The organism is Nitrosopumilus sp. b1, from assembly GCF_014078545.1.
Classification (GTDB): domain Archaea; phylum Thermoproteota; class Nitrososphaeria; order Nitrososphaerales; family Nitrosopumilaceae; genus PXYB01.
The window spans coordinates 1-26,220 of the sequence record NZ_MU078716.1 but is presented as its reverse complement, the minus strand read 5'-3'; the positions used below and the strand labels follow the sequence as shown (position 1 = coordinate 26,220).

Annotated in this window: 34 protein-coding genes; 18 read left to right on the top strand and 16 right to left on the bottom strand. The window is 36.2% G+C overall.

Going from position 1 to position 26,220, the window contains the following annotated elements; all coding sequences use genetic code 11:
• Positions 1-5: 5 nt before the first annotated feature.
• Both C6988_RS03750 and C6988_RS03745 read right to left on the bottom strand, forming a co-directional pair.
• A complete protein-coding gene (locus C6988_RS03750) occupies positions 6-2,561 on the bottom strand; it encodes a DNA-directed DNA polymerase I (RefSeq protein WP_182133723.1) in 2,556 nt (851 codons plus the stop codon).
• A 9-nt stretch (positions 2,562-2,570) separates the two neighbouring features.
• Complete coding sequence (locus tag C6988_RS03745; protein WP_182133722.1) at positions 2,571-3,107, bottom strand: deoxycytidylate deaminase; 537 nt, start codon at positions 3,105-3,107, stop codon at positions 2,571-2,573.
• A 132-nt stretch (positions 3,108-3,239) separates the two neighbouring features.
• Here C6988_RS03745 and C6988_RS03740 point away from each other — a divergent pair, with 132 nt between their 5' ends.
• The 3 genes from C6988_RS03740 (at position 3,240) to C6988_RS03730 (ending at position 7,036) form a co-directional block, all read left to right on the top strand.
• The gene (locus C6988_RS03740) at positions 3,240-4,682 is read left to right on the top strand and encodes a hypothetical protein (protein WP_182133721.1); all 1,443 of its coding nucleotides are present in this window, start codon (positions 3,240-3,242) and stop codon (positions 4,680-4,682) included.
• Between the two features lie 95 nt (positions 4,683-4,777).
• On the top strand, positions 4,778-5,416 hold the full coding sequence (locus C6988_RS03735; protein ID WP_182133720.1) for a hypothetical protein: 639 nt from the start codon (positions 4,778-4,780) through the stop codon (positions 5,414-5,416).
• A 111-nt stretch (positions 5,417-5,527) separates the two neighbouring features.
• Positions 5,528-7,036, top strand: coding sequence for a DEAD/DEAH box helicase (locus C6988_RS03730; protein ID WP_182133719.1), 1,509 nt, complete (start codon positions 5,528-5,530; stop codon positions 7,034-7,036).
• Here the strand turns inward: C6988_RS03730 and C6988_RS03725 are convergent.
• Genes C6988_RS03725 through C6988_RS03710 form a run of 4 tightly spaced genes read right to left on the bottom strand, consistent with a single transcriptional unit; the run spans position 7,033 to position 8,314 of the window.
• Positions 7,033-7,308: a peptidylprolyl isomerase gene (locus C6988_RS03725; RefSeq protein ID WP_182133718.1), complete on the bottom strand. Its 276-nt coding sequence runs from the start codon at positions 7,306-7,308 to the stop codon at positions 7,033-7,035. The genes C6988_RS03730 and C6988_RS03725 overlap by 4 nt on opposite strands.
• Before the next feature lie 41 nt (positions 7,309-7,349).
• A complete protein-coding gene (locus C6988_RS03720) occupies positions 7,350-7,589 on the bottom strand; it encodes a hypothetical protein (RefSeq protein ID WP_182133717.1) in 240 nt (79 codons plus the stop codon).
• A 48-nt stretch (positions 7,590-7,637) separates the two neighbouring features.
• A complete protein-coding gene (locus C6988_RS03715) occupies positions 7,638-8,036 on the bottom strand; it encodes a pyridoxamine 5'-phosphate oxidase family protein (protein WP_182133716.1) in 399 nt (132 codons plus the stop codon).
• Positions 8,033-8,314, bottom strand: coding sequence for a hypothetical protein (locus tag C6988_RS03710; RefSeq protein WP_182133715.1), 282 nt, complete (start codon positions 8,312-8,314; stop codon positions 8,033-8,035). Before C6988_RS03710 ends, C6988_RS03715 begins: the two co-directional genes overlap by 4 nt.
• Positions 8,315-8,386: 72 nt before the next feature.
• Between C6988_RS03710 and C6988_RS03705 the strand changes: the two genes are divergently transcribed.
• From C6988_RS03705 to C6988_RS03695, 3 genes are read left to right on the top strand one after another with little or no spacing between them, the layout of a single operon-like run.
• Entirely contained in the window at positions 8,387-8,788 is a 402-nt protein-coding gene (locus tag C6988_RS03705) for a DUF2203 domain-containing protein (RefSeq protein ID WP_182133714.1), read from the top strand.
• Positions 8,785-9,678, top strand: a complete 894-nt coding sequence (locus C6988_RS03700; RefSeq protein ID WP_182133713.1) for a prenyltransferase — start codon at positions 8,785-8,787, stop codon at positions 9,676-9,678. The genes C6988_RS03705 and C6988_RS03700 overlap by 4 nt, the downstream gene beginning before the upstream one ends.
• A gap of 35 nt (positions 9,679-9,713) precedes the next feature.
• Positions 9,714-10,814 (top strand): aldo/keto reductase, encoded by a 1,101-nt coding sequence (locus tag C6988_RS03695; protein ID WP_182133712.1) that lies wholly within the window; start codon positions 9,714-9,716, stop codon positions 10,812-10,814.
• On the opposite strand, the gene C6988_RS03690 is transcribed toward C6988_RS03695, so the two are convergent.
• Entirely contained in the window at positions 10,815-11,498 is a 684-nt protein-coding gene (locus C6988_RS03690) for a hypothetical protein (RefSeq protein WP_182133711.1), read from the bottom strand.
• A 124-nt stretch (positions 11,499-11,622) separates the two neighbouring features.
• Here C6988_RS03690 and C6988_RS03685 point away from each other — a divergent pair, with 124 nt between their 5' ends.
• Positions 11,623-11,769 (top strand): YHS domain-containing protein, encoded by a 147-nt coding sequence (locus C6988_RS03685; RefSeq protein WP_182133710.1) that lies wholly within the window; start codon positions 11,623-11,625, stop codon positions 11,767-11,769.
• Here C6988_RS03685 and C6988_RS03680 read toward each other — a convergent pair.
• The gene (locus C6988_RS03680; RefSeq protein WP_182133709.1) at positions 11,766-12,707 is read right to left on the bottom strand and encodes an asparagine synthase C-terminal domain-containing protein; all 942 of its coding nucleotides are present in this window, start codon (positions 12,705-12,707) and stop codon (positions 11,766-11,768) included. The two genes, C6988_RS03685 and C6988_RS03680, sit on opposite strands and share 4 nt — an antisense overlap.
• Positions 12,708-12,827: 120 nt before the next feature.
• Here C6988_RS03680 and C6988_RS03675 point away from each other — a divergent pair, with 120 nt between their 5' ends.
• Positions 12,828-13,244 carry a transcriptional regulator gene (locus tag C6988_RS03675; RefSeq protein ID WP_182133708.1) on the top strand — a complete coding sequence of 139 codons (417 nt, stop codon included), beginning with the start codon at positions 12,828-12,830 and terminating at the stop codon, positions 13,242-13,244.
• Here the strand turns inward: C6988_RS03675 and C6988_RS03670 are convergent.
• Together C6988_RS03670 and C6988_RS03665 are read right to left on the bottom strand one after the other, a co-directional pair.
• Positions 13,241-13,534, bottom strand: coding sequence for a ribonuclease P subunit p25 family protein (locus C6988_RS03670; RefSeq protein ID WP_182133707.1), 294 nt, complete (start codon positions 13,532-13,534; stop codon positions 13,241-13,243). The genes C6988_RS03675 and C6988_RS03670 overlap by 4 nt on opposite strands.
• Positions 13,535-13,613: 79 nt before the next feature.
• Positions 13,614-14,120, bottom strand: coding sequence for a DNA-directed RNA polymerase subunit K (locus C6988_RS03665; RefSeq protein ID WP_255464206.1), 507 nt, complete (start codon positions 14,118-14,120; stop codon positions 13,614-13,616).
• Between the two features lie 53 nt (positions 14,121-14,173).
• Here C6988_RS03665 and C6988_RS03660 point away from each other — a divergent pair, with 53 nt between their 5' ends.
• Positions 14,174-14,560 carry a cyclophilin-like fold protein gene (locus C6988_RS03660; protein ID WP_182133706.1) on the top strand — a complete coding sequence of 129 codons (387 nt, stop codon included), beginning with the start codon at positions 14,174-14,176 and terminating at the stop codon, positions 14,558-14,560.
• On the opposite strand, the gene C6988_RS03655 is transcribed toward C6988_RS03660, so the two are convergent.
• Positions 14,542-14,865: a MarR family transcriptional regulator gene (locus C6988_RS03655; protein ID WP_182133705.1), complete on the bottom strand. Its 324-nt coding sequence runs from the start codon at positions 14,863-14,865 to the stop codon at positions 14,542-14,544. The genes C6988_RS03660 and C6988_RS03655 overlap by 19 nt on opposite strands.
• Before the next feature lie 86 nt (positions 14,866-14,951).
• Between C6988_RS03655 and C6988_RS03650 the strand changes: the two genes are divergently transcribed.
• The gene (locus C6988_RS03650) at positions 14,952-15,164 is read left to right on the top strand and encodes a hypothetical protein (RefSeq protein ID WP_182133704.1); all 213 of its coding nucleotides are present in this window, start codon (positions 14,952-14,954) and stop codon (positions 15,162-15,164) included.
• 1 nt (position 15,165) lies between these two features.
• Here the strand turns inward: C6988_RS03650 and speY are convergent, their stop codons facing one another.
• The gene (speY, locus tag C6988_RS03645) at positions 15,166-16,278 is read right to left on the bottom strand and encodes a homospermidine biosynthesis protein (RefSeq protein WP_182133703.1); all 1,113 of its coding nucleotides are present in this window, start codon (positions 16,276-16,278) and stop codon (positions 15,166-15,168) included.
• Positions 16,279-16,455: 177 nt separating this feature from the next.
• On the opposite strand from speY, the gene C6988_RS03640 reads away from it, so the two are divergent.
• The 5 genes from C6988_RS03640 to speB all read left to right on the top strand — a co-directional run bounded on the left by C6988_RS03640 (position 16,456) and on the right by speB (position 20,760).
• A complete protein-coding gene (locus C6988_RS03640; RefSeq protein ID WP_182133702.1) occupies positions 16,456-17,010 on the top strand; it encodes a hypothetical protein in 555 nt (184 codons plus the stop codon).
• A 32-nt stretch (positions 17,011-17,042) separates the two neighbouring features.
• Positions 17,043-17,393 carry a hypothetical protein gene (locus tag C6988_RS03635; protein ID WP_182133701.1) on the top strand — a complete coding sequence of 117 codons (351 nt, stop codon included), beginning with the start codon at positions 17,043-17,045 and terminating at the stop codon, positions 17,391-17,393.
• Positions 17,394-17,463: 70 nt separating this feature from the next.
• The gene (locus tag C6988_RS03630) at positions 17,464-19,314 is read left to right on the top strand and encodes a threonine--tRNA ligase (protein ID WP_182133700.1); all 1,851 of its coding nucleotides are present in this window, start codon (positions 17,464-17,466) and stop codon (positions 19,312-19,314) included.
• Positions 19,315-19,373: 59 nt separating this feature from the next.
• Complete coding sequence (locus tag C6988_RS03625; protein WP_182133699.1) at positions 19,374-19,838, top strand: response regulator; 465 nt, start codon at positions 19,374-19,376, stop codon at positions 19,836-19,838.
• 49 nt (positions 19,839-19,887) lie between these two features.
• The gene (speB, locus tag C6988_RS03620) at positions 19,888-20,760 is read left to right on the top strand and encodes an agmatinase (RefSeq protein ID WP_182133698.1); all 873 of its coding nucleotides are present in this window, start codon (positions 19,888-19,890) and stop codon (positions 20,758-20,760) included.
• A gap of 75 nt (positions 20,761-20,835) precedes the next feature.
• On the opposite strand, the gene C6988_RS03615 is transcribed toward speB, so the two are convergent.
• Positions 20,836-21,027 (bottom strand): cold-shock protein, encoded by a 192-nt coding sequence (locus C6988_RS03615; RefSeq protein WP_182133697.1) that lies wholly within the window; start codon positions 21,025-21,027, stop codon positions 20,836-20,838.
• Between the two features lie 120 nt (positions 21,028-21,147).
• Here C6988_RS03615 and pgsA point away from each other — a divergent pair, with 120 nt between their 5' ends.
• Positions 21,148-21,720, top strand: coding sequence for an archaetidylinositol phosphate synthase (gene pgsA, locus C6988_RS03610; RefSeq protein WP_182133696.1), 573 nt, complete (start codon positions 21,148-21,150; stop codon positions 21,718-21,720).
• Here the strand turns inward: pgsA and C6988_RS03605 are convergent.
• The 3 genes from C6988_RS03605 to C6988_RS03595 all read right to left on the bottom strand — a co-directional run bounded on the left by C6988_RS03605 (position 21,717) and on the right by C6988_RS03595 (position 23,428).
• Positions 21,717-22,004 (bottom strand): 30S ribosomal protein S26e, encoded by a 288-nt coding sequence (locus C6988_RS03605; RefSeq protein ID WP_182133695.1) that lies wholly within the window; start codon positions 22,002-22,004, stop codon positions 21,717-21,719. The two genes, pgsA and C6988_RS03605, sit on opposite strands and share 4 nt — an antisense overlap.
• Positions 22,005-22,069: 65 nt before the next feature.
• Positions 22,070-22,339, bottom strand: coding sequence for a hypothetical protein (locus tag C6988_RS03600; protein ID WP_182133694.1), 270 nt, complete (start codon positions 22,337-22,339; stop codon positions 22,070-22,072).
• A 120-nt stretch (positions 22,340-22,459) separates the two neighbouring features.
• Positions 22,460-23,428 (bottom strand): hypothetical protein, encoded by a 969-nt coding sequence (locus tag C6988_RS03595; protein WP_182133693.1) that lies wholly within the window; start codon positions 23,426-23,428, stop codon positions 22,460-22,462.
• A 211-nt stretch (positions 23,429-23,639) separates the two neighbouring features.
• On the opposite strand from C6988_RS03595, the gene C6988_RS03590 reads away from it, so the two are divergent.
• Together C6988_RS03590 and C6988_RS03585 are read left to right on the top strand one after the other, a co-directional pair.
• Positions 23,640-25,019 (top strand): sensor histidine kinase, encoded by a 1,380-nt coding sequence (locus C6988_RS03590; RefSeq protein WP_182133692.1) that lies wholly within the window; start codon positions 23,640-23,642, stop codon positions 25,017-25,019.
• Between the two features lie 191 nt (positions 25,020-25,210).
• The gene (locus C6988_RS03585; protein ID WP_182133691.1) at positions 25,211-26,080 is read left to right on the top strand and encodes a PfkB family carbohydrate kinase; all 870 of its coding nucleotides are present in this window, start codon (positions 25,211-25,213) and stop codon (positions 26,078-26,080) included.
• The last annotated feature ends 140 nt before the right edge of the window (positions 26,081-26,220 follow it).

Below are 26,220 nucleotides of genomic sequence, written 5' to 3'. Positions count from 1 at the left end.
TGTCACTAATTCCAGAAAAATTGATCAAGGCCAGTCTGCTTTGGCTTGCCTAGGATTGTATCAAAGTCTAGTCCCATTGATGAAGTAATTTGGTCCAGAGTACTCTCTAAAAACTCCATGTATTTTTTTGAATCCACTTCATCTTGTCTTGCCAATTCTACCGGTTTTACTCCTGGCTTGTTGAGTATTTTAACATAGGATATGATGTCTCCTTTCTTAATCTCTCTAATTGATTCCAGTAATTTTGCTGCACGAATGTGCTGAGGAACTGTCTTTACATATTCTGATGGTGCTTTGCTAATCATTACATTAAATGCCAATTCGTTTAGTGGAATCTCTTTTGCTTCTACCTTTTTTCCATATTCAGCAATTTTGCTACTAATTTGTGATTTTGCTTTGTTAAACTCTTCGATACTTTTTACTTTGGATAGTATCTCTAGTAGTTCATAGAATAAAGTCCTGATAAATGGCGGTGTGTGTGATTTTTTCCCAGTTAATCCCTTGACGTCTACTTTTCCAGACTTTGTCACTCCAAGATAATTCTTCTTTCTACTGCTTAGCACGACATATCTGTATTCCTTGTCAACTTCGAGCTCTACTCCGTGTTCTTTTTTTGCTCTTTCTATAACTTTTTGAATTTGCTCTCGAGTTGGATTTTTTATAAACAATGAATCAGTATCGCCATAGAGAACTTTGATTCCTGTCTCTTCACATCGCTTGATTGTTTGCAGAATGATATATCTTCCAATTGCAGTAGTTGCCTCTGCTGCTGGAAGAAAATATAATGGAAATATCTCAGCACCCATTACGCCATAGCTTGCATTTAGGATTACTTTGAGTGCTTGACTGACAACTGTGTACTGTTGTCTTTGATCTTCAGTTAGGTTTTCCTGTTTTGATAAACTCTTGTAGTAATTTACTCTGAGGTCTCTTAGGGAGCCAATGACTAGGGCAGTCATCCCATTCTTTTTTGTACAGGCCCAATGATTTGTATCTGGTATTGTATTTTTTTTGCACTCCTCATGGGGGCATCTTACCGTTTCATATGATATGTTGCGCACCTTGATTATGCTTGGATACAGACTAGCAAAGTCCATCACAGTTACATCAAAGTGAATTCCTTCAATTGGTTCAACAACTAGGCCTCCTCGATATTTTTTATCCTTGATTACGGCATCATTTACCACTCCGGAAGACCGTCTTTCTAGCTCTTCTCGTTTTGGAATTAATGCTCCTCTTTGCCTGTGCTCGTAGTATAGTAGACTGCGAATCCATTGTGATACGCCCATTCTTGCAATATCATCAATTGGCATTCTACCAATACGTGAAATTACGACTAGCAACTTCATGAGGATGTCATTGTTAAAGCTAGTCAACCTGTAGGTGAGTCTTGCATCATTAAAGCAATAGTTTGCCAACTGATACATGGTAAGCTTGTCCAAATCAACTCCATAATCGATCTTTTCTTCACCGAGTAGTGCCTTTGAGACGCTATTTAGTGAAAAATCAGTGTACTTGTTGCTAAATGCATAAATCTGAAATGAACGATTTGAGAGAGTTCTGTATAGGTCAATATGCACTCCGTGCTTTAGAGTGGCAGAGTCTCGCATCATGTATAGTGGATTATCGGAATTTTTGATTCCTAGTCTTTCTGCCCTGTTGTAAAGATACGGCATATCAAAGTCATCTCCGTTATACGTTACAACAAAAGGAAACTCTTGAATCAGTTTGAATGCTGCTTCTATCATCTCTCTTTCATCATCAAAAAATCTTATCTTGACATCGACATCTAGATCATTTTTTCCTTCTTCTATGTTTGGATCTCTTAAAACAAAAATTTGTTTGAGCTCATCTGTTCCGTTAAATCCAATTGCTGTGACTTTTTTTTCTGCAATCTTTGGATCAGGAATGCGTCCAATCTCAACTTCTACTTCTATATCAAAGCTTAGTCTCTTCATTATTGGTATTGGCTGGTTTAGCAAGTTTGCCCATTCGGTAATGTACTCTTCAAATTGTTTTGTATCTACCATGCTGTCATTTTGTAACTTGTCCCAGAGCAGGCTCTTTAGTGCGAGCTTGACATCATCTGGAATCTCAACATCATGTGGTTGAATCTTACCATCAACTATCTCGTAAAACTTTCCAATGATTAGACTTCTATCATACAGATAATTCTCATAGTACTTGATGTCTGACTCCCAAGTCTCAATCAGATTTCTAATGCTTTTGTCACTTTGAGTTCCACCGATTGCCAATGGGTCTGCTGTTGTGATTTTTGATAAGGTGACCTCTTCATCTCGCAGTAAATCTAACCTCTTTACTGGTTCAATTTTTAGCACATCATCTCTTTCTTGTAAAAAATCAAGCTCTTCTGGATTTAGCTTTGAGAAGCAGTATGGCTTGTGGCCTATCTCGTCTGACCATAGGATAATTTTTTGTGATGTTGGCTCGTAAAATTTCAGCACTGCTGATTTTTTTTGATTGTCATATGATGCTGAAATCAATAATGAAGGTGGAAGGTTTCTAATCTCATTTTGGACTTCGGTGGTTTGACTTTGCAATCACTCACCTCATTTTGTGACCACTTTGACATCATATCCCTCAAACAACTTTTGTGCCCAATATTGGATCTTTTCTTTGTTAATCTCAACTATTTCAACACCTGCTTCCTTGAGAAGGTCATAATCAGTTTCAGGATACGAATCAAGACAAACAAATTTTTTAATTCCAATAGTGATTGCCATCTTTGTGCATTCTAAGCACGGAACAAATGTAGTGTATAGTATCGCCCCCTCAATTCCTGCCTCTATTCCTAAAATGGCACAATGCATTATTGCATTTGCCTCTGCATGATTGCACAGACATCTATCTAATGAAGCGCCAGATTCTAATTTTCCCTGCATTCTTAGCTCACATCGCTTGCATCCTCCTTCAAAACAATTTTTGATTCCTGGAGGTGTTCCATTGTATCCTGTCGCTAACTGGCGATTATTTCTAACGATTACAGCACCTACATGCCTCGTCATACAATTTGATCTCAATTTTGCAAGTTCTGCCTGGAGCATAAAATATTCATCCCAGTTTGGCCTTTCGAACTTTTCACTCACAGTAAAATTCTATTTTGCTACCATATATGGATATTCAGGCATCAAAAAATCATTTCTTATAGTATATTTGAAAAATTGTTTGTTCGATCTGTTTTAACATAGAAACTTGTATGAAAAAATTTCATTTATTTTGTGGCTAAAGGACTAAACATAAAATCAATACTCTTACTGGGAAGCCTTTCAGTTTTGGGAATTTTTAGTACCCTGACTGATGATGCATTTGCAGCAGTTCCACAGTTTGATACCTTTGTTGCAGCTGATCCTGATAATGGTGATCTTGTCTACTCTGTAGGCGACACACTGACCATTAATTTTGATATTGCAACAAATGCAACTGGAGGTGGAACAATGACAACTGCAGAAATTAATGCAAACTTTACCTTTGCTAGTCCGGATATTAGCGGTGGAGGTACAACATACACAGGACTATGGAGTGCAGATAGCACTTCACTAACAATAACTATTACTGGTTTAGGAAACGTTCCTGTAATATCTAGTACAACCGTACAAGGTGCAGGTACTACAACTATCGCTGATGCTGATGGAGGAAACACTGATCTAATCAATGTTGGTGCAGATACAGCTACTCTGTCTGGTAACTTTGGAGTCGATATCTTAGGTGGTGGTGACTGCTCAAAGGACTGTACTCATCCCACATTAGGTGTAGACTATGATGGAAAGCGATGGGTAGAAGATGGCTTTGTCTATAATGGACGAGCCACTGATGTTGAATACTTCTTCACCCCGTATCCACTACTCAAAGTAAATGTGGGAGAAGAAAATGTTGCAACCTTTAAGATCTATGAAAACCAAGGACCATGGAACATCAAACATTTTGAATTTGGTTTTGGTCTTGGAAAAGGAGAATACATGATTAGCAGCAATGCCAAAATAATCTGGGACAAGGATTGGGAAGGAAAAGAAACTCTAACCGTTTATGATCCAGAAAATGTTTTGCAAAACGTTAGACTAGACACTGATGTTGGACAATGCAATGAAGCATTAACTGATGATAATTGTCTAATCGTAACAATATATCATACGTTTAGAGCACCCCTTGATTTCAACATTGTAGGAACTCAAGTTTGGGATGAACGCAAAAACTCTTGGCAAAACTTTTACAACCACGGTATTGAAATCGAAGGCAAGTCGTTGAATCCATTGAAGAAAGTACAGGCCATGGATAATCAAGGTTACCTACACACTTTGACAATCTATGATAAAACACATGTCATAGATGAGATGGGTAACACATGGCATCTGAAAGATGGCTTTTGGATTAAAGACTATGAGCCTGCAAAAAAGATCATCGATGACATATCCTCACATGGATATGATAGAAATCATGCATTCTTTTCAATCTACAAATCTGGTCAGGCCATGATTGCAGAAGATACATTAGATCAAATTCTGTTGGGTCAAACCCTTCAGAAAGACAATCCTGGATTTGAGACCATACAATACAACATCGTTGATAGATCAAACGACATCGAACTACAGAAAAGAATCATAGAAGAATCATTAAAGGCTGAAAAAGTATCTGAACAAAAATTCAGTAAGAAAAACCACCCTTAATCTTTTATTTTTTTCACCAAAGTTCCAATCTGGCCATAAAATAATAGAAAATTTCCTCATTCCTTATTTGATGCAAGTGTTTATCCCTACTGGGCATGAGGGGCATTGGATTGGCAATAATGGTAATTACTGGACTAGTGGTCTGTACTATTCCGTATCTTGATAATGCTTTTGCATCTTCATTAGAATGGGATTCTGGAAATTTACTAGGAATCCTTCCCTCTGAATCTCCTTCTGAAATCCACTTTAGTGTTAGTGATCATTCTTCGTCCTCATTACTTCTTCAATGGGATTCTGAATTATTGGGTGTTGAATCATACCAAATACTTCGAAAAACATTGGATACTGATTACCAAGAAATTGCATTAATTGATAATAAGAAAAACAAATACGTTGACAGTGGTTTATCTCCTGGATTTTATGGATACAAAATTTCACCAATTATGAAACATGAAAAGTCAGATCCTATCACTTCGCATGGAATTGATAGAAAGAGTAACCTATTTCCAATATACAAAAAAGGTCAAGAGATTGTTGCTCAACACATAGTAAAGCAAATTTGCTATCTTTGTTTGGACAAATCATTTTCTGAGATAAACCAAACAAAATCTTTTGCATACCCAGAAAAAATTGACCGATTGCAAGACTCTCTTGTCCAAAATTACCTAAAATTTGAGGCCAGCAAAGCACAAAATTTGATTTCACAATTATTTGAGATTAAAATAAACCACTAAATTCTTCCAATAAACGGTTGATTTACAATATATCTGAATATTTGACTAACACATATCAAAGAACTACACGAAACCTAAAAACGATAAGTAAAATCAGTAATTTTGATGAGTATGGTCACCTTAGAGTATATTGACAAAAAATACATTACAAAAAACTCTATTGAAAAAAGAGATTATCAGGTAAATCTAGCTGCTCAGGCAATAAATGAAAATTGCATTATTGTTTTGCCTACGGGCTTGGGAAAAACTACCGTTGCACTACAAATTATCGCTGAATTTTTATCAAAAGGAACTGGAGGCGTTTTATTTTTGGCGCCAACTAGGGTTCTAGTGAACCAACACTATGAATTTCTAAAACAAAATCTCACAATTGATGATGTCTCTATAGTTACTGGTGAGGATCCAATTTCTAAACGTCAAAAAAACTGGAATAATAGCGTGGTTTGTGCTACTCCGGAGATTGCAAAAAACGATTTGGATAGAGACATTGTCTCTCCTTCACAATTTAGCCTCGTTATCTTTGATGAGGCACATCGCACAATAGGTGATTATGCATATTCTGGCATTGCAGAAAGAATCATTCACACTAATGCTAGAATTGTAGGAATGACTGCTACTTTGCCTAGTGAAAAAGAAAAGGCAACTCAGATAATGAAGACACTAAGAATTCAAAGTGTCGCGCAACGAAGTGAAGACAGTCCTGATGTTGCCCCTTATGTACAGCAAACTAACACAGAATGGATTAATGTTGATTTGCCGCCTCAAATGAAAGCAATCCAAACTCTCTTGAATCTGGCCCTTGATCAAAGATATCAAGAACTAATGAAAAATGGAATAAACATCTCTGATCAAAAATCACTCTCTGCATTACTTCGAATTCGTCAATTTGTGTTAAATCAAAACAGAAGATCAGCAAAGCCACTCTTTACTGCAATTCGAATCACATATGCCCTTAATATTTTTGAAGCTCATGGTGTGACTTCGTTTTTACGATTCTGTGAAAGAACACAAAAAAAGAAAGGAGTCGGTGTCAAGGAACTCTTTGAGGTTGATCCCAATTTTACACGTGCAATACATCTAGCAAAAGCAGCACAAAAAGATGGAATAGAGCACAGCAAAATGATAAAACTAAAAGAGATAATTCAAAATTCTCCTGGTAAAGTGCTAGTCTTTACAAGTTACAGGGATTCTGTTGATGTGATTTACACAAAACTAACTGAGATGGGAATTGAGTGTGGCTTTCTTATTGGAAAGGCAGGTGAAACCGGTCTAAAACAAAAAAAACAGATTGAGACCGTGCAAAAATTCCGTGACGGTCTCTACAAAGTTTTGATTGCTACTCGTGTAGGGGAAGAAGGATTGGATATATCTGAAGTAAATCTTGTTGTGTTTTATGATAATGTTCCTAGCTCAATTCGTTATGTTCAGCGAAGAGGAAGAACTGGCAGACGTGATACAGGTAAGCTAATCGTACTAATTGCAAAGGACACTATTGATGAGACCTACTACTGGATTGGCAAGAGAAAGATCAATGCCGCAAAGAACATGGGTGATAAGATGACACGAGCACTAGAAAAGGAAAAAAGTGGACTCAAAAATAATTTAGATGATTTTCTCTAACCCATTCGCTTTATGATGTGATATCCAAATTCACTTTTCACTGGTTCTGACACCTGACCAATCTCGAGTTTGAATGCTGCCTCTTCAAATGGTTTTACCATCATTCCTTTGGTAAAGTATCCTAGATTTCCATCTCTTTTGGCACTGCCTGTATCTGTTGATAACTCCTTTGCAAGTTTTCCAAACTTTTCGCCTTTTTTTATTCTCTCAAGAATTGCTAGAGCTTCGCTTTGCTTACCTACCAAAATATGGGAGCATTTTATCTTGTTCATGTAATTGCATCCTTTCTAAATTCTATTTACAGTTTATGGGATTATAATCCTGCATCTTCACACGCTTCGGTTCTTTCTTTGGCCCATTCGTAGTTATCTACAGACCAGAACAATCCGCTAGAAGAGTGCTCTGCAATTTGCTCACAGTTCATTGCCTTCATTTCCATCATCTCTTTTTCAGCAATTGGAGTCAGAACTGATTCTTTGTAGACAACAATGTAAATTGATAATACTATACACAATGCCAAAAACACTCCGCCGATAATAAAACCTGTATGCATGTATCTTCTTCTTAAAACTGAAATAATTATACTTTTGAATCTTACTAATTATTTCAGGCCCCATGAAGTCTTTGTGAGGGGGACGATCTTTAGTATGGGGGCTTCATTTTCTTTCCACGGATCATTTCGTACCCATGCAAATTTTTTAAAAAACTGCTGATACATTTCTAAAAATTCTTTCCCACTCTCTAAAATTTTGACATTGCCCTGACAGCACACTGCCTTGTGTTTTCCTGGAGAATAAGTATCCACCACTAATCCTGCCTTAGGATTTTTTGAAATATTTCTATACGTTACAGTCTCATAGTCTGTTGCCACAAAGAAGGCATTATCATAAGAGATGTATGAAACAGGCTTTACATGAGGCATGTTATTCTTTACAGTAGCTAGCCTTGCTTCCTCCATTGATTCTAGATATTTTTTTTCACTAGGTGTGAATTTTATCATGTAAATATCTGACCACGTATGTCTGGAATTTTTTTGTAAATAATATCTCTTATCTTCATTTGATCTTCCGGCGTTGGCATTCCTTTTTGCGATGCCAAAAGTGCACCTGCCATACCAAAGGCCATACCCATAATCATTCCATACACAAACTCGTTTGGATTTTGTGACTTTAGCACTTCCTGATTCTGTTTGATTTCCTCGATATGCTGTGGTATTGTAGATATTGCTCCGTTGATAGTTTGCTCAATCAACATCTCTAATTGTTCGTCTTGGCTCATGCATCTAAGAAATTCACACTTTTAATAAACTTGGAGCTAGATTTTTAATTAAGAATATTCAGATTTGAGAATATGTTTTCATACTTTACAGTTACCACGGCAAATCAAATTTTGCCCGAAGTCATTAAAAAATACAAATTTGTTCTTTCATGCAAAGCCGAAGTAATGAAAGTAGAGCAGCAACTCCAGATGAGTGTCTCAACTACAAACTCCTTTGAGGAATATGTTACTCTAAAACAAAATCTAAATGAAAAGATTACAAAATTTTATCAAAGTATTGATGATCTGGAAAAAACAGGCGTTGTCATCAAAAGCATTGAGGAAGGACTTTTGGATTTTCCAGCAAAAAGATTTGATGATGAGATTTGGTTGTGCTGGAAAGATGGTGAAACTGAGATAAAGTTTTGGCATGAAAAAGATGTTGGCTTTATGGGTAGAAAGCCACTTGAAGTAAGCGATGAATCTCTAGTATGACAATATCCACTTGGCTACGTGTCATTAGAATAAAATTTCTATTTGCATCAGTGATTTCTGTATTTGTTGGATTATCAGTCCAGTGGTGGTTATACCATGACATCAATGTTTTTCATGCAGGATTAACATTTGCAGGAGTATTGGCACTTCATGCAAGTGTTGATCTGTTAAATGACTATTGGGATTTTAAGCGAGGTATTGATTCATCAACAAAACGAACAAAGATGAGTGGTGGGACTGGCGTGCTACCAGAGGGATTACTCAAACCATCTCATGTGTATGGTGCAGGAATAATCTTTCTTGTGTCTGGCTCTTTGATTGGAGCATACTTTGTGTTAACCAGTGGAATCACAATAGCAGTCTTGCTAGGCTTTGCAATACTTTCTATCTATTTTTACTCTGGAAAAATCGTCGATTCGGGATTGGGGGAAATTTTTGTAGCAATAAAAGGGGCAATGATTGTTTTGGGAACATACTTTATTCAATCAAATGAGATATCACTTTCAATTGTACTTGCAGGTATAGTAATTGGGGCCTTGTCATCTCTTGTATTGTTTATCACATCATTTCCAGATCATGATGCAGACAAGTCTAAAGGCAGAAAAACACTGGTGATTCTATTAGGTAAAAAAAAGGCAGTGAACATATTTTGGATATTTCCCGTTGTGGCCTATACTGCGATTACACTTGGCGTTTTTTTGAATTTCTTTCCAATGATTTCACTGATTTCTTTGGGAACAATTCCAATTGCAATAAAATCTGGAATATCACTCAAAGAAAATTTTGATAAAATTGATGAGCTTATTCCTGCAATGAGTAAGGCCTTGATATTTAGCAGAGTTACTGGGGCGTTATTTGCAGTGAGTTTTTTCTTGGGTTTGATGTATTAGCTTACAAATAAATTCATCAAATTGTTTAGAGTAACATGATCTCAGGTTTTGCTACTGCCAATGGTACTAGTAACTTTTCAAAGAATCATCCACAAGTAAATCCTCAAAATTTCAAAAAATTCAATGATTTGACACTATCTAATGTAGGAATTGGGACCTATTTGGGTGAAGCAAATGATGCAACAGACACTCTAGTGAAAAATGCTGTAAAGTCATCTATTGTATCTGGCGTAAATGTAATAGATACTGCAATTAACTATAGGGCCCAAAAGGCTGAGCGCTCAGTTGGTAGAGCAATCGCTGAATTAGTAGAGTCGGGGCAAATTTCTCGTGATGAAATCTTTGTTAGTACAAAAAATGGGTATGTCACAAACGATGCTGATGTTAAACAAGACTTTTGGGAATATGTCAAGACAGAATATACACAAAAAGGTGTAGTCTCATCAGGGGACATCTCATCAGGATATCATTGCATGAGCGTTCCATATCTTGAGGATCAGCTAAATCGCAGCCTAAAGAATTTGAATCTGGAATGCATTGATTTGTTATATCTTCATAATGCCGTTGAAGGTCAACAGGATCTATCAAAAGAGCAATTTCAAAAAAATCTCAAATCTGTTTTTGAGTTGTATGAGAAAAAACGCAAAAAAGGTTTGATCAAATTTTATGGTCTAGCAACTTGGGAGTGCTTTAGAGTTACACATGATAACCCACAGTATCTGTCACTTGAAGATACAGTTGGAATGGCAAAACAAGTTGGAGGAGAAAACCACGGATTTAGATTCATTCAATTGCCGTATAACATGTATTATGACCAAGCATTCATGCAAAAAAATCAGCAAGTAAATTCTGTAAACATGTCCATTCTGGATGCTTCAATCAAGTGTGGGATAGGTGTCTTTACAAGTGTTCCATTTATGCAGGGACGACTCTTGGCAGATGGTGTCATGCCAAGCTTTGATGATTTATCTGCACCATTGCGTGCATTACAGTTTATTCGCTCAACCCCTGGTGTTATCGCTCCACTAGTTGGTCAAAAATCAGATGCACATGTAAAAGAAAACTTGGAAATCTTGAAAATTCCACCAATACAAGAGACTGACTTTGGCAGTCTTGTCAAAAAGTTAACCTCTTGATTATTCCTTTATCTTTCCGCCCAAATCTACAACGACATCTGATATGTTTGAAATAGTTCTTTCCATAAAGAGAATACTTCCTTCTGGAACTAGTCCTTCAACTAGAAGATATTCTCCAGTTGATGGTTTGTCTTGTTCTGCATATACAATTGCAAGTATTGCTAGCTCGCCAACATCTATCTTTCCATCGTTATCAAAATTCACTAGCCAGTAAATGAATGCCGAAGTTCTTTCCGGCTTTTCTGTATCCACATATGGATTTACATCAATTAGGCCGCTTGCTTTTGCATCTGCAACTGCAGTCTGCATTGAATTGTAGCTGCCCTCATTTAGAGAACCTGCATTGATATCATCATAGGTAATAGTGTGACTGTCAATTTTGATGAGTTTGTAATTTATCTTAAAGTAATCTTGTTTGACATCAACTGAGCCGCCACTAGCAGCTGTCAATGGAGTTCCAGTGACTAGAATTTTATCATTTGTTACATCTGCTCTTGCTGAAATCTTTCCTACAATTTGTAGACCGTGTCTTGATTCATCTAATGCTTCTTCCAAAACTTCCTTAGTTGCATCACTGGAGGAAAACCCTGATGCCATGATTGTCGCTGCCAAAGTTACTGCAATTACCATAAAGCTAACTAGTGCAATATTGTACCAAAATCCTATAGCTCTATGAGAAGTCATTGTATGAGAAAATTTCTCATCTGATTACTATTTTCACTAGTGTGTCTAATATGATCAGATTAATTTTTGAAATTGTAAACTGATTATGCCATGATATAAATACCAATTATCAAAGCTTTAGATTGTGCCAGTAGATCCTGTCTGCGGAATTGAATTAGATGAGGAGCTTGCCGTAATTCATGAGCATGATGGAAAGAAATACTATTTTTGCTGCAATGGCTGCAGAAAAATTTTCATAAAGAAACCAAAAAAGTGGAAAAAGAAAAACTAGACTGGAAAGGCACCACACATTCTGCAGAATTTTGAATCGTGTATTGTAAATTTACAATAGGGACACTTTGTATTCTGTTCGGAATTTCTATCCATTTTGTAGTATTTTCTATAAATTTTATAGTAATGCAGTGATTCTTTGCTCCTAATTATCACATCGTCTGTTTCTTGAATCGATTTTTTCTCCTCTTCAAAATTGTCATCTGTGATAATTGATTCAAAAAGATTCGTCAGCCCAGATGTTCCAGAGCCATCTTGCATGGCCGCCTTGTCTCTCCAAATTATCTGTCTTGGGATTTTGTCTTCAAATGCCTTTCTTAAAATAAATTTTCCAAATTTTTTGCCTTCATTTGTACCAATTTTTGATGAGACAGGAAGTGATTTGGCAAATTCGATAATTTTTTTATCAAGAAACGGTGTTTCAATAGTTATTCCTAATGCCTTTCCTATATCGATACTTGGAAAATGCATGATATCCCAAATCCTCTCCAAATCTTTTGCAACGTCTTCTTCTGGTTTGTTTTTTAGAAAATTATATCCTGCAAAAAGCTCATCTGCTCCATCTCCTGTGATTATCTGGGTTTGGTTTATCTTTTTGAGCTCTTGCAAAACAAGATAGATTACAACTGAATTTCTAATCTCAATGTCATTGAACATTTTTAAAATTTTAATCGTCTCTTCAATTGCTTCTAGTAGTTCATTTGTCTCTGCAGTTTTGATTTTAAGATCTACACCAAAAGTCTTTGCAGCTAATTGGCAGTATGTAAGGTCTGATGCGATAAAGTCCTTGGCAATAATTGTAATTCCTTTGATTTTTCTATTCTCTAATAGTGATGCAAGTATGGTACTGTCTATTCCTCCTGAGAGTGCTAGAAAATTTGATTTACAGTTATTCACTGACTCTTTGAGTAAGTTTTGAAGAGTTGAGATCTCTTTCATTGCATTATTATTTTATGACGAATTATAATAGGTTGGCCTAATCCTTGTTGCCTTGAATTTTTCTCATTTGTTGTATCTGGTATTGATAACTTTAAATTCACAAAGTTGCCATTTGCAAATATGCTGTTACCTGCAGAGATTGAATCCAAAACATTAATCCCAGCACTTCGAGCAATTTTGGCAAAAAAACTTGCAGAGGATCATAACATTAGAGAGGATGAGATTTCAAAGATGCTAGGTGTTACACAAGCAGCAATCAGTAATTACATTCGTGGAACCCGTGGAGATCCAAAACTAATTGAAAAATTACTTTCTGAGGAACAAGTCTCAAAGATGATTGGGGATCTTAGTGAGAACCTTGCATCCGATATGGCATACACTCCATCTAGTCTTTCACAATTCATAGGATTATGTAATTACATCAAATCTAGTTTGTTGATTTGTGATATTCATCATAAATTAGAAACTAACATCGATGAAAAAGTCTGTAAAGAATGTGAAAACATGTTACTAAAGGGCCCGGGCTCTGTTTACTAGGATTTCTTTACAACAATAATTTCTATAGTTGATAGCATTCTACCGATTCCTGCTGGATTGGCACTATCTACAATAATTTTTTCTACCTTTGAATTTCCTCTCAATAGTTTCTCTGTTATGATATTTGCAATGGCAACTGCATTAGGTATTGAATTTCCCCTTGCTCTCAAAATGACTTTGCCGTGTTTACCAAGTCTTTCTAGTACATCGATGGCATTTCTCATTACTGGGTCATCATGTACATTATACACATACTGATTAACTCCTTGCTGATCGCTAGTGGTTTCCATACTGTTTAGTTTATCCATTAACATTTAGACAATCTGTGAGATTTGTTAATTCTTTTAAATTTTCGGGATGATTCATCCATTATTGAAAGTAATCAATGGGGATGTTTTGAAAATCTCCATTGGGTAATACACGTCGTATAATAATTGGAATGACTTTTTTATCTAATTCTTCCATCGCTATATCTAAAGAGGTTCTTGCAGTCTCTGGAATTGCAATAAATGGTGGAGCTCCTAATGATAATTGTAAAGCTCTTGCTCCCATGATTCGTGCTTTCTCAAATCTTGTTAGTGTTGGTGGTCCAATTGAAATTTTATTTTTCTCAACTGGTATTTCTTGAGCTTCATGAGCTTGATCACGTTCAATAATTTCTCTACTTTCAATCTCTTTGATTCTTTTTTCTAATGCTGATTGTTCAACTTCTGTTAATTCATTTGATTCGATTAATTTTCTATATGTGTCTAAGGCCTTTGTCAGTCCAGTGTCGATTTCGCCTTCTGCAACCTCTACAGACTCTTCTGTCTCCTCGACTTGAGGCTCTTCCATCTCGATTTCTTCTACTACAACCTCTTGATCATTATCTGACAAGTAATGCAGTTTCCTAAAAGCGGTTATATATTCCAAGCATTCAAAACTACGAAATGTCTTCAGGATCTGTCTCAAAAACCATACTGATCCTAGAAATCAAGGGAAAATCTAAACTGACATTTGAATTAAAACGACATCTGTCCCCTAGAACAGTTGGCTCTATTCTGAGGAGCCTTCCCCTATCTGGAAACGCACATCAACTTGGAACTAGTATTTTGTATCTGGAGACTCCAATTGACTCTGGAATCGAGCGAGCTAGAAAAGAATTCAAAAAAGGAGATGTTGCATTCTTTCCAACCGCAGGCAGTGTTTGCTTTTTTACAAAGGATGCAGAGCCAGGAAAAACAATGACACCTGTCGGAAAAATTCTATCTAGCATTGAAATTTTAAATGATGTAAAACCTGGAGATGTGTTTTCTATTTATGCTGAAACTGGTTGATAAACGACGTGACCGCTATGTCCGCCAACTTTTTTCACAGTTCCGTTCTTTAATGATTGTCTAAGATATGCATTGGCTGCAGATACCTTGACACCTGTTTGTCTTGCAAGTTCTTGAACAGTGATTACTTTGGCACCTTTGAGAAATTTACTTGCCTGTTGATCAGTTAATGTAACAACAATCTCTGCTTTTGGTGAACCTCCTTCTACTTTGTCTCCTTTCTTTCCTTTCTTTCCTGATTTCTTTGAATCAGAAGATTGAGCTTTGTCTTTTTGTGCAGGAGATTTATTCTTAGTTCCACCCATGCGAATTTTTTGTAATATTCCTCTTATAAACGAACTAGAGAAATTTTCATTGCAAGTATAAATATCATCTATGTCAAATAGAAATCATGGGAGTAGTCTCTAAAGGCGCAAAATGTAATGTTGAAGGATGCTCTAATGACGGTGCAAGATCTCTTAACACCGGCAAAGTTGAGAATGCCGGATTACGAGTTACTTCAACTGGAAAAAAATCAGTTCTGTGTAAGGACCACTACAAAGAATGGAAGAAAGAAACAAAGGACGATAGGGAACTGGAAAGAGCGCGTTATGATAAATTCTAGTCTACTTTAATTTTGGTTTCTTTAAATCGCTAGTTAATGCATCATAGTATCTGTCTGGTTTTATGAAGTAATCTTCTTTTAGTTTTTGATAGTAAGTGTTTAGTTTCTTATACAGTCTCTTTGGCTTTCTTGGTTTTTGGTTGCTAAGAGCGTAAAGTGCTAAAATTGGAAACGCAATTGTAGAATCTGCATACACTGTAACAACATCGTTGTGTGCATCTTGAACTTTTCCCCAACTCTTTCCTTCCTGAAGAGTTGCACCTGATAGACCCCCTGTATCCGGTCTTGCATCTGTAATCTGAATGATATAATCCTGACCTCCATCGTCTCTTCTTAAAATTTGATCAAGTAGTGGGCCTGTTTGTTGTGCAGTATTCTTTGGAACTCCTCCTCCAAGCTCTACAATTCCTGATTTTTTTGAATTGTATAATATTGCACCTTGCTCAATAATCTCTCTTACAAAGTCCAAGTTGTATGGTTTGTCACGTAATCTGTGAACTGCAAGATTCATGGCCAATGAAGAGTCCTTTAGTGTAGAGATGTAAACTGGTACATCATAATCATATGCTGCAGTGACAAAGCTTTTTTCCGGAAATTTTGCCTTTTCTTTACTAATTTTACCCATGAGATTACAAAATTCTGCTGTTGTAAACGGTTTGTCTGATAATTTATCCTTGAACATCTTTTGAACAACTTGGTCCTCAGCTTCTAGTGTTTCATAGAATTTGATGTACACATCACGAATTCTGACTATTTCTTTTTCGTATAGTACCATATCGTCAACTTCAAAATGACCTTGTTTTACTGGAAACCCCCACGCAAAATGATCTTCATGATACACATTTGCACCAGTAGTGATTATCCAATCAACAAATCCTCTCTCAATTAGAGTTTTGAATATTCCTCCAAAACCTACAGGTGTCATTGCGCCTGCAACTGTGAGACAAATTGTTGCATTTTCTTTTATCATTTTTGCATATAGTTTTGCAGCCTCACCAAGCTGTCTACCGTTGTATCCTGTACTGGCAAAGACATCTACTAGATCCTCTATTGTCATTTTAGGATCGAGTTTGACATGAGGTATGTCTTTTCCTTTGAAATGGTGGTGATTCATTTCAAATATTGGAAATTCTTTTTGGTAATATTGGTTTCCATTTCTTTGCTGTTTTTGATACTGAATTTATTTTAAAATTTCGAATTCAATGACAACACTATTAAAAGTACGCACAAGATCTTTTGCATGCCTCATATACTGGTGTCATTATTCAAGGATAGGAAATTTTGAATTTAGATGGCTGACAAAATTAACAAATATCTGATAATTGGTGGCGGAGTCGCTGCAGCTGTAATAATTGGTATCGTCTTTGGACTTTATTCCTTTGATGCCTCAAAGCCAGCTGAAACTCCATTAGAGGATATGCCACAAATCATTTCAAACTATGAATCTGATGATGTACTCAAAACAAATTCTGAATATCGAATAAACGAGCAGTGTGAAATATTGTATGCAATGACTGCAAGTGTTTATCCTAATGATGAGCCACTGCAACCGCTAAGTCTATTGGAATTAGTTGATAAATATCCTGAAAACTTTGTTAAATGGAGCAATGAGTTCCAAAATGAAAATACTACACAGGCATTCTTAGAAGCTGGACTTTCACCAGAATTTTTAAGCTCCTTTACTGATGTGGTAATGATAGAGTATTCTATTAATCCGGAATTAAAGCCGACAGCACTCTTGGCATTTTTGCCTGACCCTTCAACTGGAGATCGATTAATGGAACTTTATGAGGACTATGAATGTGAAGCATACTATAATGAAAGACAAAACATTCTAGAACCATAAACACAATAACTAACCTTACTACGATTAATCCAATGAAAATAGTTGATTCAACTATAACTAATCGTGTATCGGGTGGTCCAAAAAACTCTACGATAATTTTCTCAAATGGAACACTAGTCCAGGATGAAATAACAATCAAATCAATTTCCCTATTGCAGTATATTGAAAAAAATGATGAAAAACTAGGACCATACTCTTTGCTGACATCTCTGGTGGAGACCGATATTGGCTCAGTTGAGCTATTGTATGATGAGGGGTACAGAGGAGATACTGCATTGACTGATGCTGAAAATTTCTTAAAACAGAATTTGGGACTGTCAGGTTTGATTCTAAGATCTATCATAGCACTGAGGGATGAGACCAAAACAGATATCGAAAGTTAAGCACTTTTTACAAGAAAATCTTACATTCAAAGCCAAAGGTTTAATTCAATAATTCTAACTTTTCACTTTGTTGAGGATTTTACAATTACATTGTGACAGCATCGAGTATGTCCCTACAAAAAAAGAAATCAAATCTGCGGAGGAGATAGATCCCAAACCAGAAAAGATTGATGAGGTAGTTGTAGCATTTGTTGCAGTCGAGGAAGGGGATGACTCATCTGTTGGCCAAAAGGCAATTTCGGAAATCAAAGAATCAATGAATAAAGTAGGATGCAAACGCTTGCTCTTGTACCCATATGCGCACTTGAGCTCAACTCTTGCTGCACCAAGCACTGCATTATCTATCCTCAAAGAAATGGAGTCATCTGCATCCGATATTGAAGTGTCTCGTGCACCTTTTGGTTGGACAAAATCTTACAAAGTTCAAGTCAAGGGACATCCATTGGCTGAAAACTCCAAAGTTATCACAAAAGGATCTTCTGAGGAAAAAACTTCTGATGCACTAAAGTCAGAATCAAAGATCAAATCTTACTGGTATATCTTAACTCCAGATGGAAACATGAGTGAGATGTCTGATTTTAATTTCTCAAAGTATCCTAATTTAGAAGTCCTATCAAAATACGAAGCTGCAAAAAAGAGAAGTGTTGATGAACCACCTCCACATGTTTTGCTGATGAAAAAACTTGCAATTGCAGACTATGAGCCAGCATCTGATTCTGGAAACATGAGATTTTTCCCAAATGGACGATTGATAAAATCATTAATTGAAAGGTACGTAACTGATAGGGTTCGTGATTATGGTGGCTATGAAGTAGAGACACCCATCATGTATGATTCACACCATCCAAGCATGGAGAGTTACTTTAATCGATTTCCTGCAAGGCAGTACAATATCAATTCCGAAGGAAAGAAACTCTTTTTACGATTTGCAGCATGCTTTGGTCAATTTTTAATGGCAAATGATTTCCAGCTATCCTACAAAAACTTGCCATACCGACTATACGAATTGACTCGGTATAGTTTTCGACGTGAGCAGTCCGGTGAGCTAGTTGGTCTGAGAAGATTGCGCGCATTTACAATGCCTGATTGCCATGCATTTTGCAAAGACATGCCACAGGCAATTGAGGAGCTAAAGGTACGATTTGATCTTTCAAAAAGTGTCATCAAGGAGTTGGGAATCGATGAAAGCGATTACGAGATGGCAATTAGATTTACTGAGGACTTTTACAATGAAAACAAATCCCTAATCCAGCAAATGGTCCAAAAACACGGCAAGCCAGTCTTAGTAGAAATGTGGAAAGAAAAATTCTTTTATTTTGTTTTAAAATGGGAATTTAACTACATTGATAATTTAGGAAAGGCATCTGCGTTATCGACTGACCAAATTGATGTAGAGAATGGAGATCGTTATGGAATCAAATTCATTGATGAGCATAATGCTTCCCAGCATCCAATAATTTTACACAACTCCCCTAGCGGAGCCATTGAACGTGTAATCTATGCAATATTAGAAAAAGCTGCAATGGACTCTAAGAAAGGCAAAAAGCCAGAGCTGCCACTGTGGCTTGCCCCAACACAGGTGCGAATCATTCCACTCAAAGAAGAATTTCTAGATTTTAGCCAAAAACTCTCCCAAAAAATATCCGATAAAGAGATTCGTGTTGATATTGATGATAGAAATGAAAGCATTGGCAAAAGAATTCGAGAGGCCGAAAAAGAATGGATTCGATACATCATTGTTATTGGAGAAAAAGAGGTCGCATCATCTAATCTGAGTATCCGAGACAGGATGACTGGCCAAACCACTGATGTATCCTTTGATGACTTTGTAAATAAAATCAAAGAAGACACCAAAGGAAAACCATTTTCAAAGCTAAACGTTCCATTATACTTGTCAAAACGACCACAAATCATGGTCTAAGCTAGTGCGTTCATATCAAACAAACTAAGGCAGAAAATCCATTTTTACTCTGTAAAATCATGAGTATGAATATTCTGGTTGCAGAAGATAGCGATTCCTTTGCATTATTGTATAAAAAATCACTAGAGGCAAGAGGCCACAAAGTGACTGTTACAAAAAACGGATTAGAGTGTTTTTACAAATACTCTGATGATTTCAAACACAACGAAGGAAAAAATGGCAAGTCTCCATACGACTTGGTTATACTGGATCATCAGATGCCAAGAATGAAAGGACTAGAAGTTGCAAAACAAATTTTGGATCTTAATCCATCCCAAAGAATTCTTGTTGTTACTGAATATGTCAAGGCAATAATGAAAGGCGTTCGTGAACTAGGATCCAAGATAGAATTACTTGGAAAACCCTTTCCATCACTTGCCATGGTTCGCCAGGTGGAAGGACTCGCCACGTACAGGTGGCGACAAAAGATGTCAACTAGTCTAAAAGACTGGGATGGCGAAACAGGACTGTCTGATTTTTACTAATGAATCGATTTATTATACAGTAATTTTTCTAATCAAGCTAAGATTTGAGATGAGCTACCTTGAATTATACATGAATAGAAATCCACTGATTACTAGTGCTGGAGGAGATGATCCTAAGGCCATTCTGTATGGGATTCCATTTGATTCAACTCATTCATACAAGCCTGGCACCAGATTTGGCCCAGATGCGATTAGAGATTCATTTAACAACATTGAAATTTTTCATCCAGAGTTGCAAGTCGATCTAGAGGAAGTAGAGGTGGAAGATCTTGGCAACACAAAACATACTGTAGTTGCAACTGAGATGCTTGACATGGTTGGAAAGATTACAACTGAATTACTAGAAAGAAAAAAACAACTCTTCATACTTGGGGGTGAGCATCTAATCACTCTAGGAACATACATGAGCTTCCCAAAGGAAACAGGTTATGTGGTCTTTGATGCACATTATGATTTGCGTGATGAATATGCCGACATAAAGTTGAGTCATGCAGCCTATCTTAGAAGAATAGTTGAGAAGAGAGGGGCAGACAACATCATCCACGTTGGGGCACGCTCCTTTGTCAAAGAAGAGTTACAATTTCTAAAAGAGAATAACATCAAAACAATCACTGATAGAGACATCCGAGATGGCAAGGGTCCAAAATTACTCAAAGATGCAATATCTACATTTGATTCCATTTACACTAGCTTTGATTTGGATGTAGTCGACCCTGGATTTGCACCTGGCGTTGGTAACCCCGAAGCTGCAGGAATCACATCTAGGGAATTGTTTGATTTGATATGCTCATTTGAGAACAAAAAAGTTTCTGGAGTTGATATCGTTGAACTAAATCCAAACTATGATAACGGCTCCACTGCATCACTTGCTGCAAAGATTGTATCTACAATGCTGGCATTGAACATAGCACAAGCTAAATAGATTAATAAAAATAAAAAATTTCTTAAAAAATTATTGTTTTCAGAAACACAAAGGCATCTTCAACTAATTTTTTAATTATTCGACTTTCTTTACGTTGATAGCGTTTGGTCCTTTTGGTCCTTCCCCTACTTCAAACTCAACTTTATCTCCGTCTTTTAGAAAACCATCAACTTTAGATTTGTGTACGAACAAATCGTCGCCGGATTCTCTTTCGATAAAGCCAAAGCCCTTAGTACGGTTAAACCATTTTACAGTGCCTTGTTCCATATACTGCTATTTCCTTCTGAGGGACGTATATTAACATAACAATTGACTTTGATTGCGTAACAACTACTATGCCTGTTGAGTCCTTGAATTTTTTATATTACTCATTTATGGGAGAATCAAATGCTAAATAATTTCCGGGAATCACTAAAACCTCATCTAGAAAGGATCGGAAAGGTCTTTGCTTCTACTGGTTTGTCACCAAACTTTTGGACAAGCGTTGGTTTGGGATTTGCGTTTCTTTCTGCATTTGTGTATGGTTGGAATTTTGAATATGCGTTTATTCTTGGAGGTGTACTGATACTTGTTTCTGGATTCTTTGATGTTGTCGATGGTCAAGTTGCGCGAGTATCAAAGCAGACATCAAAGAAAGGGGGCTTTCTTGATTCAGTCTTTGATAAGATTGCCGAAGTAGCAATCTTTCTAGGAATTTTGATTGGAGGATACGCCGAACCATATCTTGTTTTGTTGGCTATCACACTTTCACTGCTTGTTAGCTATGCTCGCTCTAGAGCAGAATCATTAGGTGTTAAATTACAGGGAATTGGAATTGGTGAGCGTGCAGAAAGATTACTAGTCATTGCAATTATTGGTATGATTGGATTCATGGAGTATGCTGTAATCATTGTGATAATTATTGCAGGAATAACTTTGATTCAAAGAATAATCTTTACTGCTAAAAACATCTCAGACTAACGCAGTCTGCCACGTTGGCGTCTTGAAGCCTCTGATCTAATCTTTAGTATTCCAAAGTGAATTGCACATGAAATACAGTACCACTTTAGAACTTTGGGCGATGCAATGTATGCTCCTTGTGCACGCAACTCCTTTGCCAAAGCATGCTCTACCAAGTTTAATCTTGATGTAACCTTCTTTGCCTTGTCTTTTGGAACAGTAGAGCCGCAGTTTGTACATTGAACAACTCCAGAAGAGCCCTTTCCTCCCTTCTTTCGTCCTCTACTGGCTCGTTTTAGTGGCATGATTTACTCAGGTCTCTCCTCCATATAATCTTGCGTCTGAGAAGAAAAACTTCTCAAAAACAAACCTACTTGATCCCGATATCTTGTTCATCATCCATATCTCCTACGTATGTAGTTCCTTTGACTTTGAATTTTTTCCCTGATCTATTACAAATCCCCTTTAATAACCCCTGACGATGTTTTGTTATCTTTAAAATTGTAATTAGGGGATATGTTGGATTTTCCTTGTTGTCTGTGATATTTTTTTTAATTTCCCATTGTTTCAAAATTAAGGCATCTGTTTTTCTTTTACATCCATGACATGTGATCTCAACTTTACGATATTTTTTATTCAAAGATTACTATGCCTTACTTGGTATCCTAATATTTGACAAAAATTCTAATTGACTGACTTTTATTATAATAAAGATGTTAGAATTTTTTTGTTTTTAATATTCTCTTAATAATAACATAAGTTATTTTTTTAATCGTAATCTATTGAATAAGTCGTGGTAATTAGTGGATATGCTTTCTGCATATCCTTTTCCTTCTGCAATAACTTCATGTTGTACTAAAGCTTTTTTTGAAAATTCTTTTGAAAACGGAAGAACATGTTTATCTACATATGTGTCAAAATAATCTTTGTGTACTATATCTATTGATAGGTATTTTTCACGTTGTAACCATCCTTCATTTTCATCACTTTGATGTCTTATCACTCTTACCCATGGTAATAAAATTGATTTATTTCCTGCTTCTGAAGATGTTATTCCTATCATTGGTGCATCAACAACACCCACAGCAAGTGTTGCTATGAAATCAAAATATTCAGCTGTTTTTGGAGGTTTATTGATTTTTCTAAAATAATATAATGATTTTAGAAGTGGTAAAATTAAATTATTAAATGATTCATCACCAGAACATTCTAAATGATTTTTTCCACGATTACATTTTGTAAATACACTACAAGTTGCAAGAGGTTTTTTCATGAATGGATGTTCATATAATGAAAGGCCGTCCGAAATATCAATATGCCATGGAGCATAAGAGTCATTTGATTTTACGCGTAGTTCATATTTTGATAATCCTGCATAGAATGGAAATTCGTTTCCAATTTTATGATTCTTCGATACAAAAAACACGTAAGGCGTTTCAGATTTTTTACATTCAATCAACATGGAAAGTATTGGTCTGATTCTTTTTTGAATTCCTTCTTCTTCATTGTACAATCTTTTTGATGCTATGATGTCTATTGATCTTCGCTTTTGTAAATCATCATCAATAAATGTCCATTCTTCTTCTATGAGATCAAATTTTTTACTCAGTTTATTTACAATGATAGTTTGAAGTGGATAACCAGCTTGTTCTATTGCTTTAATTACTTCGGATTCATCCAATCCTTTGCCTAACATATTAGTGGGCGGATTTTCTGGAACAGCTTCCATAATTTTCTTATTTTGTAGAATGATATGAGTTTATTCTCATATATCTATCTAAATTGTTTAAAATTGAAAATTTTGTAAATATTTTGATTTCAGAGTAGTTTTTGAGAAGTAAAATTGACTACAAGATCTTGCTTTTAAAATTTGGGGTACTACCATGTGTGTCCATTTCGAACATAGTATCTGTCATTACAGGAATTTGTTTTCTATTCTTATGGCACGAAGGTATCTTGGCCGTCAGAGAACTGATTCTGGAATAGGCGATAACAAAGATGATGAAATTGATCCCCTAGATACTACTACCAGAAGATTCGTCCTCCAGCCAAATGAGTCTAGTGGGACATACAGAGAGGACCCCCAAGATGAGTTTGAGGAAACAATAGAAGGCTTGGAGGAAACCCCTGAATTTGTAGAGGCCACAACTGAAGATCTTGTAAAACGTGTGGAGAAACTAAAAAATTTAAAATTTGATGAGAATTCTGATAAAGATTCAAAAACACTTGAAGAAGTTGAAGCAAAAAAAGAACATGAGTCTAATCCCAAATCTATTCATGGTGATTCTGCAGTTGAACAAATTGGAAATGAGGTTACAGATTTAATCAGCAATAACAATAGGCAGAGACTAAAGGTCATGCAATTACAAATAGATGCTGAAAAGAAAAACTCTGAAAGACTAAGTCGAGCTATCCAAGATAAAGTAAAAAGCATTGATGAGATAGAGATGACATTAACATCTGATCTGTCTTCTAAAATTACAAATATCATTGACGAATCAACCAAACGCAAACTGAAAATCATGCAGCTGCAGCTAGACTCTGAGCGAAAACTTTCTGAAGAGTTAAATGCAAAAATTCAAGAAAACATGGAAACACTCTCTTACTATGATGAAGAACTTCGTGCTCACAAAAAACAATTAGAAATTGAGGTAAAGGAAAAAACTATCAAGTTACTTCAGGCTGAAAGATTATCTGCAATTGGTGAGCTTGCAGCTAGAGTAGCCCATGATTTGAGAAATCCTTTATCAGTAATTAAGGGTGCAGTAGAGCTAATTAAAGTAAAGCACACAGATGCTGCAAATGAATTCATTGTGCGCCAAAGTGCATTAATTGAAAGAGCCATTTCTCGAATGTCACATCAAATTGAAGATGTATTGGATTTTGTAAAGCCAATACCACTGAGCACCAAACCAAACTCTATTCTAAAGACAATCAAATATGCACTAGAGAAAACTAAACTCTCACCTCAGGTAAAAATGAATCTCCCTAAGGAGGATATAATCATGACATTTGATGCTAATAAAATGGATGTAGTGTTTGATAACATATTGACTAATGCAAAGCAGGCTACTGACAATCAAGGTGAAATTACAATAAAGTTTTCTGAAGGTGATAAATTCTACATCATTGATGTTATTGATTCAGGTCCAGGAATTCCTGAAGATATTTTGCCAAAAATCTTTGAACCCCTAGTAACTACAAAACAAACCGGAACTGGATTGGGTTTGGCAAGTTGCCTTAGCATTGTAAAATTGCATGGTGGAACAATAGATGCCAAGAATAATCCTACAACTTTTACAATAAAGCTACCAAAATAATTAAAAATTTTTATCTCTTTTTACAAGTTTTAATTCTAGCAAGATCTTAGATGTATAGTGCGCGGACTCTGCCATACCTGCCTCACATCCAATCAGGAGTTGGTAATACACAAGGGCAAAATTATGTGTAAATCCTGCTATGATGGAATTAATGCAAAAAACTAAATCATGACTCTGTAAAATTCCATTAAATGAAGTTAGCACTCTTTTCACATTGTACCATAGATAGTATCGTTATTGATGGCAATTCTCATGAACAGATTGGCGGTGCTGCATGTTATGGTGGATTAACTGCACGAAACTTCAAGTTTGATGTGGAACTGTTTACAAAATTTGGTAAGGACTTTCCTTATCGTTATCTATCTGAGAATCAAATAAAGTTTGAAAACGCATCATCTGATAAGCCCACCACTAGATTTCGCCTAGAGATTACCGGTGCAGAGCGACAGATGTTTCTTGAAAACAAGTGCGATGATTTAGAGTACACCTCATGTGATGCAGATGGCTTTCTTGTCAGTCCCTTGTGTGGTGAAATATCTAGTGAATTATTTGAAAAGATAAAACAGGATGCGAATTTTTTATTCTTAGATCCTCAAGGTTTTTTGCGAAGAACTGATTCCCAGAATAAAGTATTCCTTGAGAAGACATCATTGAACCTACAAGGCGTAGATGCAATAAAGCTAAATCCTGAGGAGCTGGCTGCAATAGAGCCGGGTGATTTTGAAGTTACACTAAAGGCAATTCAAAAACAAGGCCCAAAGCATGTTCTGTATACAAACAAAACTGAGATATCATTACTCTATGAAGACAGATTATACTCGCTATCCTTGCCTAACAAAGAAGTGTATGACACCACTGGAATTGGCGATATCTTCTCAGCTACATTTGCATGTACTCTACTAAAAGAGAAGGACTTTCTATGGGCGTTTTGTTTTGCTGGCGGCTCTGCTCAGGCAGCCCTTGATACAAAAGAGATTGGCTTACTCAAGGTACCAGAACGCGGAGCTATTGAAACAAACGCATCTTATTTTTATAACACGATAAAATTTAGGCAGATTTAGTAAATCCAAAAACTTATGGCATTCCTTGATTAATCGTTTTGAATTATCCAAATGAAGTTTATCGTGTATGAATTTTTCTTATCTTACTCGTTTGTAGATTTCCTCAAACTCAATTGCAAGAGAGTAGGCAATGTTTAAAA

Excerpts from the sequence above, each read along its gene's own strand:
- C6988_RS03730 (WP_182133719.1), top strand. The coding sequence starts at position 5,528 with ATGGTCACCTTAGAGTATATTGACAAAAAATACATTACAAAAAACTCT.
- C6988_RS03690 (WP_182133711.1), bottom strand. The coding sequence starts at position 11,498 with ATGACTTCTCATAGAGCTATAGGATTTTGGTACAATATTGCACTAGTT.
- C6988_RS03680 (WP_182133709.1), bottom strand. The coding sequence starts at position 12,707 with ATGAAAGAGATCTCAACTCTTCAAAACTTACTCAAAGAGTCAGTGAAT.
- C6988_RS03735 (WP_182133720.1), top strand. The coding sequence starts at position 4,778 with ATGAGGGGCATTGGATTGGCAATAATGGTAATTACTGGACTAGTGGTC.
- speY (WP_182133703.1), bottom strand. The coding sequence starts at position 16,278 with ATGAATCACCACCATTTCAAAGGAAAAGACATACCTCATGTCAAACTC.
- C6988_RS03700 (WP_182133713.1), top strand. The coding sequence starts at position 8,785 with ATGACAATATCCACTTGGCTACGTGTCATTAGAATAAAATTTCTATTT.
- speB (WP_182133698.1), top strand. The coding sequence starts at position 19,888 with ATGAGCTACCTTGAATTATACATGAATAGAAATCCACTGATTACTAGT.
- C6988_RS03710 (WP_182133715.1), bottom strand. The coding sequence starts at position 8,314 with ATGAGCCAAGACGAACAATTAGAGATGTTGATTGAGCAAACTATCAAC.
- C6988_RS03715 (WP_182133716.1), bottom strand. The coding sequence starts at position 8,036 with ATGATAAAATTCACACCTAGTGAAAAAAAATATCTAGAATCAATGGAG.
- C6988_RS03705 (WP_182133714.1), top strand. The coding sequence starts at position 8,387 with ATGTTTTCATACTTTACAGTTACCACGGCAAATCAAATTTTGCCCGAA.
- C6988_RS03590 (WP_182133692.1), top strand. The coding sequence starts at position 23,640 with ATGGCACGAAGGTATCTTGGCCGTCAGAGAACTGATTCTGGAATAGGC.
- C6988_RS03625 (WP_182133699.1), top strand. The coding sequence starts at position 19,374 with ATGAGTATGAATATTCTGGTTGCAGAAGATAGCGATTCCTTTGCATTA.
- pgsA (WP_182133696.1), top strand. The coding sequence starts at position 21,148 with ATGCTAAATAATTTCCGGGAATCACTAAAACCTCATCTAGAAAGGATC.
- C6988_RS03670 (WP_182133707.1), bottom strand. The coding sequence starts at position 13,534 with ATGGAAACCACTAGCGATCAGCAAGGAGTTAATCAGTATGTGTATAAT.
- C6988_RS03650 (WP_182133704.1), top strand. The coding sequence starts at position 14,952 with ATGGGAGTAGTCTCTAAAGGCGCAAAATGTAATGTTGAAGGATGCTCT.
- C6988_RS03660 (WP_182133706.1), top strand. The coding sequence starts at position 14,174 with ATGTCTTCAGGATCTGTCTCAAAAACCATACTGATCCTAGAAATCAAG.
- C6988_RS03635 (WP_182133701.1), top strand. The coding sequence starts at position 17,043 with ATGAAAATAGTTGATTCAACTATAACTAATCGTGTATCGGGTGGTCCA.
- C6988_RS03595 (WP_182133693.1), bottom strand. The coding sequence starts at position 23,428 with ATGGAAGCTGTTCCAGAAAATCCGCCCACTAATATGTTAGGCAAAGGA.
- C6988_RS03615 (WP_182133697.1), bottom strand. The coding sequence starts at position 21,027 with ATGGAACAAGGCACTGTAAAATGGTTTAACCGTACTAAGGGCTTTGGC.
- C6988_RS03585 (WP_182133691.1), top strand. The coding sequence starts at position 25,211 with ATGAAGTTAGCACTCTTTTCACATTGTACCATAGATAGTATCGTTATT.
- C6988_RS03675 (WP_182133708.1), top strand. The coding sequence starts at position 12,828 with ATGCTGTTACCTGCAGAGATTGAATCCAAAACATTAATCCCAGCACTT.
- C6988_RS03725 (WP_182133718.1), bottom strand. The coding sequence starts at position 7,308 with ATGAACAAGATAAAATGCTCCCATATTTTGGTAGGTAAGCAAAGCGAA.
- C6988_RS03605 (WP_182133695.1), bottom strand. The coding sequence starts at position 22,004 with ATGCCACTAAAACGAGCCAGTAGAGGACGAAAGAAGGGAGGAAAGGGC.
- C6988_RS03720 (WP_182133717.1), bottom strand. The coding sequence starts at position 7,589 with ATGCATACAGGTTTTATTATCGGCGGAGTGTTTTTGGCATTGTGTATA.
- C6988_RS03695 (WP_182133712.1), top strand. The coding sequence starts at position 9,714 with ATGATCTCAGGTTTTGCTACTGCCAATGGTACTAGTAACTTTTCAAAG.
- C6988_RS03640 (WP_182133702.1), top strand. The coding sequence starts at position 16,456 with ATGGCTGACAAAATTAACAAATATCTGATAATTGGTGGCGGAGTCGCT.
- C6988_RS03655 (WP_182133705.1), bottom strand. The coding sequence starts at position 14,865 with ATGGGTGGAACTAAGAATAAATCTCCTGCACAAAAAGACAAAGCTCAA.